Source organism: Alteromonas sp. CyTr2, from assembly GCF_947311905.1.
In the GTDB taxonomy this organism is placed as follows: Bacteria; Pseudomonadota; Gammaproteobacteria; order Enterobacterales; family Alteromonadaceae; genus Alteromonas; species Alteromonas macleodii.
Genome location: NZ_CAMZMZ010000023.1, coordinates 56,468 through 67,422, shown reverse-complemented (window position 1 = coordinate 67,422; position 10,955 = coordinate 56,468). Strand labels below are relative to the sequence as shown.

Annotated in this window: 14 protein-coding genes; 9 read left to right on the top strand and 5 right to left on the bottom strand. The window is 44.6% G+C overall.

The window, feature by feature from the left end; translation table 11 throughout:
* Nucleotides 1-760: 760 nt before the first annotated feature.
* The 5 genes from QME20_RS13070 (at nucleotide 761) to QME20_RS13050 (ending at nucleotide 2,920) form a co-directional block, all read left to right on the top strand.
* Entirely contained in the window at nucleotides 761-1,195 is a 435-nt protein-coding gene (locus QME20_RS13070) for an energy transducer TonB (RefSeq protein WP_168533591.1), read from the top strand.
* Nucleotides 1,196-1,261: 66 nt separating this feature from the next.
* Complete coding sequence (locus QME20_RS13065; protein ID WP_049588378.1) at nucleotides 1,262-1,594, top strand: YnfA family protein; 333 nt, start codon at nucleotides 1,262-1,264, stop codon at nucleotides 1,592-1,594.
* A gap of 35 nt (nucleotides 1,595-1,629) precedes the next feature.
* The gene (locus QME20_RS13060) at nucleotides 1,630-2,058 is read left to right on the top strand and encodes a GNAT family N-acetyltransferase (protein WP_168463110.1); all 429 of its coding nucleotides are present in this window, start codon (nucleotides 1,630-1,632) and stop codon (nucleotides 2,056-2,058) included.
* A 52-nt stretch (nucleotides 2,059-2,110) separates the two neighbouring features.
* Complete coding sequence (locus QME20_RS13055) at nucleotides 2,111-2,566, top strand: GNAT family N-acetyltransferase (RefSeq protein ID WP_168463092.1); 456 nt, start codon at nucleotides 2,111-2,113, stop codon at nucleotides 2,564-2,566.
* Between the two features lie 24 nt (nucleotides 2,567-2,590).
* The gene (locus QME20_RS13050; RefSeq protein ID WP_168463093.1) at nucleotides 2,591-2,920 is read left to right on the top strand and encodes a zinc ribbon domain-containing protein YjdM; all 330 of its coding nucleotides are present in this window, start codon (nucleotides 2,591-2,593) and stop codon (nucleotides 2,918-2,920) included.
* A 90-nt stretch (nucleotides 2,921-3,010) separates the two neighbouring features.
* Here QME20_RS13050 and QME20_RS13045 read toward each other — a convergent pair whose 3' ends face one another.
* A complete protein-coding gene (locus tag QME20_RS13045) occupies nucleotides 3,011-3,868 on the bottom strand; it encodes a LysR family transcriptional regulator (RefSeq protein ID WP_014978205.1) in 858 nt (285 codons plus the stop codon).
* Between the two features lie 171 nt (nucleotides 3,869-4,039).
* Here QME20_RS13045 and glyA point away from each other — a divergent pair, with 171 nt between their 5' ends.
* Nucleotides 4,040-5,296 (top strand): serine hydroxymethyltransferase, encoded by a 1,257-nt coding sequence (gene glyA, locus QME20_RS13040; protein WP_281716037.1) that lies wholly within the window; start codon nucleotides 4,040-4,042, stop codon nucleotides 5,294-5,296.
* Between the two features lie 9 nt (nucleotides 5,297-5,305).
* Here glyA and QME20_RS13035 read toward each other — a convergent pair whose 3' ends face one another.
* The 4 genes from QME20_RS13035 to QME20_RS13020 form a co-directional block, all read right to left on the bottom strand.
* Nucleotides 5,306-5,719 carry a hypothetical protein gene (locus tag QME20_RS13035; RefSeq protein WP_207198713.1) on the bottom strand — a complete coding sequence of 138 codons (414 nt, stop codon included), beginning with the start codon at nucleotides 5,717-5,719 and terminating at the stop codon, nucleotides 5,306-5,308.
* 204 nt (nucleotides 5,720-5,923) lie between these two features.
* Nucleotides 5,924-7,195 carry a divalent metal cation transporter gene (locus QME20_RS13030; RefSeq protein ID WP_168463095.1) on the bottom strand — a complete coding sequence of 424 codons (1,272 nt, stop codon included), beginning with the start codon at nucleotides 7,193-7,195 and terminating at the stop codon, nucleotides 5,924-5,926.
* Between the two features lie 308 nt (nucleotides 7,196-7,503).
* On the bottom strand, nucleotides 7,504-8,301 hold the full coding sequence (locus QME20_RS13025; protein WP_049588373.1) for a transporter substrate-binding domain-containing protein: 798 nt from the start codon (nucleotides 8,299-8,301) through the stop codon (nucleotides 7,504-7,506).
* Between the two features lie 19 nt (nucleotides 8,302-8,320).
* Nucleotides 8,321-9,439, bottom strand: a complete 1,119-nt coding sequence (locus QME20_RS13020) for a porin (protein WP_014975544.1) — start codon at nucleotides 9,437-9,439, stop codon at nucleotides 8,321-8,323.
* Nucleotides 9,440-9,696: 257 nt separating this feature from the next.
* Between QME20_RS13020 and QME20_RS13015 the strand changes: the two genes are divergently transcribed.
* From QME20_RS13015 to QME20_RS13005, 3 genes are all read left to right on the top strand, one after another.
* Nucleotides 9,697-10,038 carry a Rho-binding antiterminator gene (locus QME20_RS13015; protein ID WP_278343511.1) on the top strand — a complete coding sequence of 114 codons (342 nt, stop codon included), beginning with the start codon at nucleotides 9,697-9,699 and terminating at the stop codon, nucleotides 10,036-10,038.
* Nucleotides 10,039-10,086: 48 nt separating this feature from the next.
* Nucleotides 10,087-10,473, top strand: a complete 387-nt coding sequence (locus QME20_RS13010) for a VOC family protein (protein ID WP_014948123.1) — start codon at nucleotides 10,087-10,089, stop codon at nucleotides 10,471-10,473.
* Between the two features lie 92 nt (nucleotides 10,474-10,565).
* Nucleotides 10,566-10,877 (top strand): hypothetical protein, encoded by a 312-nt coding sequence (locus QME20_RS13005; RefSeq protein WP_014948122.1) that lies wholly within the window; start codon nucleotides 10,566-10,568, stop codon nucleotides 10,875-10,877.
* Nucleotides 10,878-10,955 lie beyond the last annotated feature (78 nt).

Below are 10,955 nucleotides of genomic sequence, written 5' to 3'. Positions count from 1 at the left end.
CAGTGTGTTAAACAACGGTGATCTTCCTACAGAGGACTTTCACCTCATTAGTTCATGCCCATGCTGGGCGTACACAACTCAATAAACTCACTCACTACGTTCGCTGGGACGCATACACGCAGGGCTGCTTCGCCATTATGCCCCACGCGCCTGCGCCCTTCATTGAAAAGCTATGAAGTGTAGAATCATTTAAGAGGACTTTTTATGAAACTCTACCCTTATCAAACGATACAAACTGTAAACCTACCAACTCTTTTGTTCGCAGCTAGAGCTCTTGGTATTTTCGCTTATATATTCTCTTTTTTTTACTGTTCTACTATGGGGCGCAGCTTTCGCTGTCGATCCTAGAGTCAGAGAAACTTGTTTACTTGTTAGCATAGGCACATTTTCCGCTACTATTTGCTTTTTAGTTATTAGCGGGTTATGCGCTGCCGTTGTTTCTTGCGAACAAAAATACACTCAAGGATAGAACGCTACACAACAAACCAAGCCAGCGGGATACAAGCACGTACGTTCCCGTAACTTCGCTTTGTATTTTGGCCTACGTATTTTTCCTATAAGCAGGGTGTTAGCCTCCCCATCAAAGGAGTTGAACAACAATGAATGAAAAAATACTGAGCCTCGGTGAAAAGTGCCTTAGGCTATCCCAGAATGTTCTTTTCTTTTATTTGATTCAATGCGTTAAGTGGTATCTACCCGATGCACAAATCGTGTTAGCGTAGAATCTGGGAAATATGTCAAACAACACAAGGAAAGTTATATGTTTTATAAAGCGTCGCTATTTTCACTCTGCTTACTGTCTGCCGGCTCCTTTGCCGATACCATTTATGGCACGGTAGAGCTTACGCACTTAACACCCACTCAAGCAGAAAGTAAGTGGCAAAGAGAAAATCAGGTTGTGCCTCGCTATCCAATGAAACTAGCACAAAAAGGCATTGCTGGGTGCGGCATTTTTAAAGTTAACGTTGATGCTGAAGGTACCACTAAGAGCATTACATTAGTTAACTCGGTACCTAAAAGGGTTATCGAAAAACCTGCTGCTAGAGTCATAGAGGAATGGGACTGGACGCTGGCAGAAGGAAAGTCGGCTGCGAGCGAAGAAAAGCTGATTCGATTAGATTTTTGTTTGGGCGCAAGCTCTGAAGAAGAAGCCCATCAACTGTGTAAGCAACAAGCCAGCATGGCGTGCGAGTAGCGCTTTAATGCCCTTTTCAAAGAGCATTGTTTACTTACCAGCAGTATTTCGAAAGAGGTCTGCCCGTTGGAATTAAAAACCATTGGTTTGTTTGTTATTACTGCACTTGCTGAAATTATTGGGTGCTATCTGCCCTATTTATGGTTGAAAGAAGATAAGTCCATATGGTTGTTAGTACCAGCGGCTATATCGCTCGCGCTTTTTGCTTGGCTGTTATCACTTCACCCAACCGCTGCCGGGCGCGTATACGCGGCTTACGGTGGTGTTTATATTTTTATGGCTATTATGTGGCTTTGGCTTGTTGATGGTGTGAAGCCAACGTTATGGGACTTGGTGGGCACCTTTGTCGCTTTGATTGGTATGGCGATAATTATGTTCGCACCAAGAAGTCATGGATAAAAGTCTTGCTTTCAATAAATAACGAAGAAAACGCGATGAAGATTACCTTTGTGACAAGTACGAACCTACCAAGGGCTGCTGAGTTTACCTTTAATAACATGCGCGATTATTACGCTCAGTTTGCGCCTGATTGGGACGCCGAAAAAGTGCTTGGGGTTACCGCAGAGCTCATTAATTACGACATTCAAGTAGACAGCGAAACGGTGGGGGTTATGCGCCTTCAATACGACGGTAACACCTGTATATTGCGCGACCTTCAGGTCATACCCAGCGCCCAAAACAAAGGCATAGGTAGTGCTGCCATTGAAAAAGCAGAAAGACTAGCGTTAGGGGCCAATACTAACTCGCTTGACTTACGAGTATTCAAAGTTAGCCCTGCCGTTTCACTTTATAAAAAAGTGGGATTTATCATTAGAAGTGAAGACGATCGCTTTTTTAACATGACTAAACCCTTAAGCACTTAACAAACAGGCTTGTACCGCCGTCTATTCAGGATGTACCTAAAAGCCTAAGCACATGAAGGTTATTATTGATGATCTCACCGGAGGAGAAGTGCTAGCGCTTTTAGAAGAGCATTTGTCTGATATGTATGCTACATCGCCACCTGAGAGCGTACATGCATTAGATGTTAAAGCACTAAAAGCCTCGAACAATACTTTTTTTAGTGGCTGGAAGCAGCAACAGCTTGCGGGCTGCGTCGCTATTAAAACCCTTGATACACATAGCGCCGAGCTAAAATCTATGTGCACAGCCAAACCGTTCAGAGGTTGCGGTGTGGCGTCTCAGTTATTACTTTTTGCCCTAGAACATGCGAAAATGAAGGAGTTTAGTTCGGTAAGTTTAGAAACAGGAACGCAAGACTACTTTTTTGCGGCCAGAACCCTATACAAAAAGTTTGGTTTTGTTGATTGCGGTCCATTTGGCAGTTACTCAATCGATCCCAACAGCCACTTTATGACCCGAGCGCTTTAATTTAATACTTCAAGAGAATTTCACATGTCGTTACCTCCTTGCCCGCATTGTCAATCAGAATATGTATACGAAGATCAGCCTCTACTTATTTGCCCTGAATGTGGACACGAGTGGAGCCCGAACGAAGTAGAAGAGGAAGTCTCAGCAAAAGACTTCAACGGTACACCGTTAGTCGCCGGCGACAAAATTACGCTAGCAAAAGATTTGAAGGTAAAAGGCAGTTCATTGGTACTTAAAATTGGGACCAAAGCCGTTATCCGACACGTGAAAGATGCCAAAGACCACCAGCTAGACTGTAAAGTAGATGGCGCGGGTGAAATGATGCTGACTGCACAATTTGTTAAAAAGGCATAGACGGACTTTATTGAAAAGCTGTTACTCCTCTCGGTGCGCTTGCCTTGTTATTGTTTAGCAAGCGCGCTAGCTATCCCCTGCTATTTCCTGTTAAAAGTTTGCGACTTCGTTGGTAATGGTTTCAGTAAGCAAGCTAATCGCTTTCGATGACACTTTCTGAGGGTTAACTAAACAAACACCCACATGCCCAAGCTCGGGTAAACTTTCCGAATTAGATAAAACGTGTAGCCCAGGCGGCACCGAACTTTTTGCAAGAACGGTTATGCCCAGCCCTTCGTTAATGGCCGTTTGTATGCCGTTTAAGTCAGCAATGGTATACACCACCTGCCACGGTTTTTTGATAGCCGATAACAGATTGGTTGCTCGCTTGCGGTAAATACACGGCGACGGTGCAGCAATAATAGGCAGTTTAGCAGGCACGCTATTTACAAAGCGCTGACTCCCCACCCATACCAGTTGATCTGAAATGATGTAGCCGTCTTGCTGAGGATCTGGTGTTTCTTGTAGCGAAAGAATTAAATCGAACTGGCTTTTAAGGGGCTCACTAAGTAAGTCTTTACTTAGCGCACAATGCACCTCTAGCGATATTTCCGGGTAGGTTTGCGTGAACCGTCGAATGATTTTAGGCATAAGCGTTGTGCTAAATTCGCTGGGAATGCCTAACCGAATATTTCCCGTAACCTGCGGCTTGCCGAATTCGGCCATCGCCTGATCGTTAAGTGCCACTATCTTTTCACCATACGACAATAAGCGACTACCAGCGCCAGTTAGTGCCAAGCGATTTTTGTCGCGGGAAAATAGTTTTTCCCCAATCATTTCTTCTAGTTTTTTTATCTGTAAGCTAATGGCAGGCTGTGTGCGCTGAAGCTGCTCGGCACATTGTGTATAGCTACCCGTCTGTGCAATAAGTACGAACGAACGCAGAAAATCTATCGATAAGTTTTTCATTACTTTGCTTTACACCTCTTTGTTAGCTTTGCCTTCTGTTTTGCCTTGTTAGTGTCAGAATTGCACACAAGGCTATTTAATAAAGTTATAATGCCATATTTTTTATTAATTTTATTTATTCTTTTTACGCTCCTAGTATCAGATACAAAATAATGACATTTAGGAGCCAGCATGAACCCACTTAACCAGCACCTTCACGAACAAGACCCAGATATCGCAGCATTTATTGCGCAAGAAAACGAACGCCAAGAACACCACATTGAACTGATCGCATCGGAGAACTACACCAGCAAAGCTGTTATGCAGGCGCAAGGCAGTCAGCTAACTAATAAGTATGCAGAAGGCTATCCGGGCAAGCGCTATTACGGTGGCTGCGAGGCGGTGGACAAAGTAGAACAGCTTGCTATCGACAGAGCTAAAGCATTGTTTGAAGCTGACTATGTGAATGTGCAGCCTCACTCTGGCTCTCAAGCGAATACTGCAGTTTATATGGCGCTATTAAACCCTGGCGATACCATTCTTGGGTTGAGCCTTGATCACGGTGGGCACCTCACACACGGTGCAAAGCCTAACTTCTCGGGAAAACTATACAACGCGATTCAGTATGGCTTGAACACAGAAACTGGTGAAATTGACTATGACCAAGTAGAAGCCTTGGCTAAAGAACACAAACCAAAAATGATTGTAGCGGGCTTTTCCGCTTACTCTCGCGTGGTCGACTGGCAGAAGTTTAGAGACATCGCTGATAGTGTAGGCGCGTATTTACTTGTAGATATGGCACATGTTGCAGGCCTTGTTGCGGCCGGTGTTTATCCCTCGCCAATTAACGCCGCACACGTCGTTACTACTACTACCCATAAAACACTGCGTGGCCCTCGTGGCGGGCTTATTATGTGTAAAGCAAACCCCGAGCTTGAAAAGAAATTCAATTCATTAATTTTCCCTGGCATTCAGGGTGGCCCACTTATGCACGTTATTGCCGCAAAAGCGGTAGCGCTTCAAGAAGCCATGACAGCAGAGTTCCGCGCTTATCAAAAGCAGGTAGTCACTAATGCACAAGCTATGGCTAATGTGTTTATGAAGCGTGGCTTTGACGTTGTATCTAATGGAACCGACAACCACATGTTCCTGCTAAGTCTTGTAAGCAAAGGAATGACGGGGAAAGAAGCCGACGCGATATTAAATAGCGTGAATATAACGGTAAATAAGAACACAGTACCCAACGACCCGCAGTCGCCATTCGTTACTAGTGGCATTCGAATTGGCACACCTGCGGTCACTTCACGCAATTTTAGTGAAGAAGACTGTGCTCAATTAGCCCATTGGATTTGTGATGTGTTAACAGCGCCAGAAGACAATGCAGTAGTACAGCAAGTGATAGATAAAGTGGCAACTCTAACAGCGGCTCACCCCGTTTATACTAAGTAAAACCTAGTACTATACCGAGCGAACTCGTGCGTTGCAGGTAGCCACCATTACCCGCCACACGAGTTTGGCTCGTTCATTAAACTGCACTATTCCCACTCCCCAAGCGTCTTCCATGGCGCCTTGCCACACGCTACACGTTTCAATGGTATCGCCGTACAAGGGGGCTAACGATAAGCTAATGCGTAGCGACTCCAACCATTCCCTAAATAGCGGGTCCTGATTACCTGCTTCACGCATTTGAGAAAGCTGTAGCGAAGCTTGTTGCTTAATACCTTGAAGCCTTTTGTAGATTTCTCGAGGATCTTCTTGCTGCCCCAAAAGATGAAGTTCGCGCTCAATGTCGTAAGCATTGTGCCAGTGGATAGTTTGCTGCGGCTCTTTTGAACAGCCCCACATTGCCGCACTCATAAGCGAAAGCAGCATGATACGCTTACCCCATAATAAAAGGGTGGAAGGAAATAGTTTTTTGCCACGCACCAAGCTGCGAACTCCTCAAACGATGTCATCTACAGTATAGATGAGTATTGCGCTGGGGCTCGCACAAGTGCGCGTAATTAAACTAATTTACTAAGGTGAAACTTGCGAAGCACCTAAAGTGCTTTGCGCTCTCGTTACGGTAGGAAGTGGCTAGCTAAACCACTTCCACCATATAAACACCATTAGAAACCCAAATAGATAGATTAGGCCTAAATAGCTAAGCAGCTTCACTATTACGTTTGGTGTCGCGTCTTGATGAAGCTTGGTTTGTGCCACAAGCTTATGGTTAAGCCAAGCAAACATTGGAGTAGTAATAAAGGCCAGCGTCATCGCAAAGCCTAACATTGCCAATAGCGCAGATTTAAAGAACAACACAATAATAAAACTCGCCACTGCCATAAACAGCAACACCGGTGTTACCAGCGTATTTCGTGCGTTTTTGTCTTTGTTAAAAAGAAGCGCTATTGCTTCAGCAACCACCCTCGCATAACCATCGTAAACGGTTAGCGCCGAACCAAATATGCACAAAAATGCAACCAGTGCGATGAGCCAATGCGCCCACTGTCCAATGGTTGATGAGTACATGCTAATTAGCTGATGGGAAAAGCCGATACCGCTGGTACTTAGCTCTGTACCGCTGCCATACAAAATTAATGCACCTAAGCCCAAAAACAATAATGCGAGTAGCACCGTCACTGCATAACCTAAATTAAAATCGAAAAGGGCCGACTTTGGCGTTACGGCTTGCCCTTTGCACTGGCGCCTTAACCAAAGTGAAGTAATGGACGATATTTCAATAGGCGCGGGCATCCACCCCATTGTGACGACTAAAAAGCCTAATGTAGCGAGCGTCCAAGGCGAAGGCGGCGCCACGGCAGGTGCTGATGAAGCAGAATAATTACTTAGTGCCACCACGAATACGGCTACAGTCGCCACCACAAGCACGCCCATTATGCCTTTGGCGATATTGTCCAATCCTTCAAAATGGCCAGCGAGTAGAATGATTAAAATAAGTGCCAAAACCACTGAAGCGGACAACGTTATGGCGATATCGAAAGGAATAAAATACGACAATAAGCTTGCAGCAAACAACAACAGCGCTGCAGCATTTACCACCGACGCAATGGTATTCAAACCCAAGGCAATGGCCAAATATCGTCGTCCCATTCCCAAGTACCCTTGCTGAAGGGTTTGTTTGGTACTGATGGTGTAGCTAACGCCCGCTCTGAAGAATGGGTATTTGAGTAAGTTAACTACTAATATAAGCAGCGCTAACTGCCAACCAAACTTCGCCCCCGCTTGAGTTGATGCTACTAAGTGACTACCGCCTACCGCCGCTGTTGCCATAAGCACACCCGGGCCGAGTAATTTTAATAGTGCAATACAACGGGCAAAAAACGCTGTTTCAGCTGAATACGACAAGGCAACCTCTAAATGGGCATTTCAAAATAGCCGTTAACCATATCAGTAATATAATAAACAGAAAAGAGAGTACGCGCTCATCTGCAAGGCTTGTAGTGTAAGCAGGTGTACCCAGTTTACGCGGGCTATTTCGCCGGAGATTTTAATAGGTATACAAAGCGCCGGTAAATACCCCCTACATCAGTATCATGTGCACGGAAGTATATAGATTATTTTTATTATCGCACTGCCCTATCAGTTTAATTTATTATGTCTTTGGCGTTTAGTCAGCGGGGCTTTTATATAGCCCCTTAGGCCTGAAACGCCAGCTAGCGTCTGTCAAAATTCACTTTTTTCTGCGGATGCTGATAGTAGCCTTCTTTTAGAAGGCGTTTAAAGCGGGTCAGTTTTCCGTCCAGCGTTAACTCTTCTAACCCTTTATTAAATAGCGACAAAATAAGCTGACTGTCACTTTCGCCTTTAGGCACTAACAGATGCGTGGTTACAGTTGAGATAAACGGCTTAATGGGCATCACATCTCTGCGGTCGCCACTATCGAAATCACGCTGAAGCAAGTACCATCCTGTTAACTCATCAATGGGAAAAACGTCAATTTTACCGTCAATCAGCGCCTGTAAATTGTCTTTGTCTGTGGTACTTTCCACAACATTACTGCTGCTTTTAATGTAAGCGGCAAGTTCATCGTTGTATAAATACCCTTCTGTTACGCCCATCTTTAGGTCTTTTAAGTCGCTTAATTCAGCCCAAGTATCAGGGCCCTTTTCAGCATTAACATAAAACACCAAGCTTTCCGCACTAATAGGGTTACTGTGGAAAAACTCACTTTCCCGGGCGCGCACAAAATTGCCGTATGAGATGGCGTCGTATTCGCCTTTTAGCGTTGCTTCAAGCGCTTCTTCCCAGGGTAAAGATACAAACTCAACCACAACGCCCGTCTCTAAAAACGCATCAGCGATTATGTGATTGATATAACCGTCGTGCTGCATATCAGTTGACGTATAAGGGGCATACTCTGTGGTCGCTATTCGCAGTTTCATCCACGCATGGGCAAAACTTTGCATTGGAACTAGCGCTAGTATAAATGTCGCTATTAATAGTAATCGCATGTCAAAGTCCTGTTAGTGATTAGAAGTAAATACCAAGGTTTATGTTCAGGCGGTGGGTAGTTTCTTGTCTACCACCTAAGTCGAGTCCCACGCCCGGACCGCCTGAGAACCACATGTTTTTGCCTTGGATACTATCTACATATACAAACAATTTATCCCAGCCAAAGCTACAGCCGTTTATCCACTGCGACGAGTTTTTCCCTTCGCTTCCTTCACCTTTTGCCACGCTGTACTCTGAGTAACAAGTAAGTGATTCTATGTGAGTAAACTTATAAGGCACAGAGTACACAAGGTTTGCTGAATAGGTTTTACCATCGGCCGCGGCTAAGAACGGGAAGGTAAAAGAAGATAGCGCTATGCGATCGTCCGCTTGCCCTTCTGGTGCAGCCAAATCGTATTCATAGTCGATATACTGCAGTTCGACCTTCAGGTCGCCTTGGGTATGGCGCATATGCACGGCATAGGCATTCATATCACCATCGTCCAGGGTATCCAGGTTTAAGATGTTTCCGTATTGGTAAGACACGCCAATATCGGTAGTGCCTCCGCGAATAAAGTTTGCTGTGTAGTTAGCACGTAAATTGTATTGGCCGTCTTCTTTATTTCGATATTCACCGTCGTCCGCCACGTCGAACGAATAGCGCCCAAACTCAGCGGCATCGTTGTACTCGTCGTTCATAAAATAGGCGGCTTGAAAATCCCAGTTACCCCAATCATGATTTATTTTCACCCCAGCATCGTAATCATCTTCGAAGCCAAGATAATAATTTACCGAGAACCAAAAGTTGTTACTGGCAAAGGGCTGCAAACCAAACGGTGTTTGGGTTATACCTGCTGTAATCTCGGTTTGCTCATCGAAATGATAAGTCAGGTCGGCGAACCTTACTGTGTCGAAGTCGGTGTTTTCGTACCATCGATATTCGGCTTTATAGCTAAATTGATCTGACTCACCCGACACGCCAAGTTTGAATGATTCAAATTCGAAACCATCTCTAAACTCGGGAATTTGCCAGTCTTGATGCCCGTAGTTAACCCTAACATGACCGCTTAAATTAAAGGGAAGTTCGTCGGCATTTGCGAAGCTTGAGGTGCACGAGGCTATTGAAACTAAAGAAAATGCGGATAGTAGCTTGTTCATTACTGTTCCTGTATTGAATTTTTGGCGGGAACCCTTTGCTAAAAAATGCCTCTAAGAAACATGAGGGGCGTTCAAGCGCTTAGGTGTATCGCGCACCAAAATAAATCCTTCAGTACTAACAATACTGAGCAAACCTTAAAAAAAGATCATTTGTTAAGGTCAGACTTCTGTGAAGTGACTCATGCAAATTAATCGCCCCCCGCAAGGCGACGGCATTTAAACATTGGTCGTTTAGTGTGGAAAGTGAAGCGCTATGTATGCGCGGTAGATGCGGAAAGTTTTGCTGTGAACGTCAGGTCTACTCTACTAATTGGTCGCCACTTGAACAGCAAATAGGGGAATATGTGAACATAGCGTGCCAGCTTTACGACTACATCGAAATTGCCTGCATGTATGGGCTTGAGGTGAGCGTAGTATTAAAAGACGGGAATACGGTAAGGGGTACAGCACTGACCACAGTTATCGATAAACGCAACGACGTGGCCACAGAGTGTATTCAAATGTCCATCGACAAAACCACGCAAAATATTGCGCTTAATGAAATCGCTCAACTTCATGCAATAACTGACAACCCGCATTTCAGCTCAGTCAGCTTTTAGGTAGTATGCGCAGCTAACTTAGCTTAACTTTCAAAGTGATCCTGATTTATGACGCAAAACCTCTCGGCCATTACTTTTTTTGTAGACGACTACGACAGTGCCGTTGAATACTTCACCACGGTTTTAAACTTTACCTTAACCGAAGACAAAGTAACCGGCGAAAACTCGCGTTTTGTTCTGGTAACCCCACCACACAGTGCTACGAGCTTGTTGTTGGCGCAAGCAAAAAATGACACAGAAATGGCACTCATTGGCAGCCAAGCCGCCGATAAAGTATTTTTAATTTTGAATACTGACGACTTCTGGCGCGACTTCAATGCCATGCAAAGCAAAGGGGTGGCATTTTTAGAAACCCCTCGGGAAGAAGTGTATGGTACGGTAGCCATCTTTAGAGATAAGTTTGGCAATAAGTGGGATTTGATCCAAACCACCTAATTGCACTTTATATAAGTGCGCCTTGTCGTTGCGATATTTTTTGCGGCAAGGTTTTAAATGAATAGTGTAAGGAAGTAGAGGAGAAGTAGCACGTGCAGGCCATGAAGCGTTCCATTATTGCTGATGTTGTTGCAATAGCGGCAATAGCACTGTTGATCACTACGACGTTTTATTGGATAGAAGCAAGGCGCGAAGTCATAATTCTCTGCGATAATTTTACGCCTGGCGTATCGAAAAAGAGTGTCGAACGCCAGCTAGATACTGCAAACTTATTGTTGTGGGATACAGAGTTTGTTGCAAATGGCAGCAAAATTGAAGCATATAGCCCTCTACACCTAGGCATTATGAAATGCAGCGTAGAATTTAATAAGCAAGATACCGTTGTATTCTCTATTGTTGAGTAATCAGACTCCCTAGCAGCTTCCTCTACTTTTTGCGTTTTATGTGAACCAGGTTGGTGCAACGTTTACATCGACGCAACA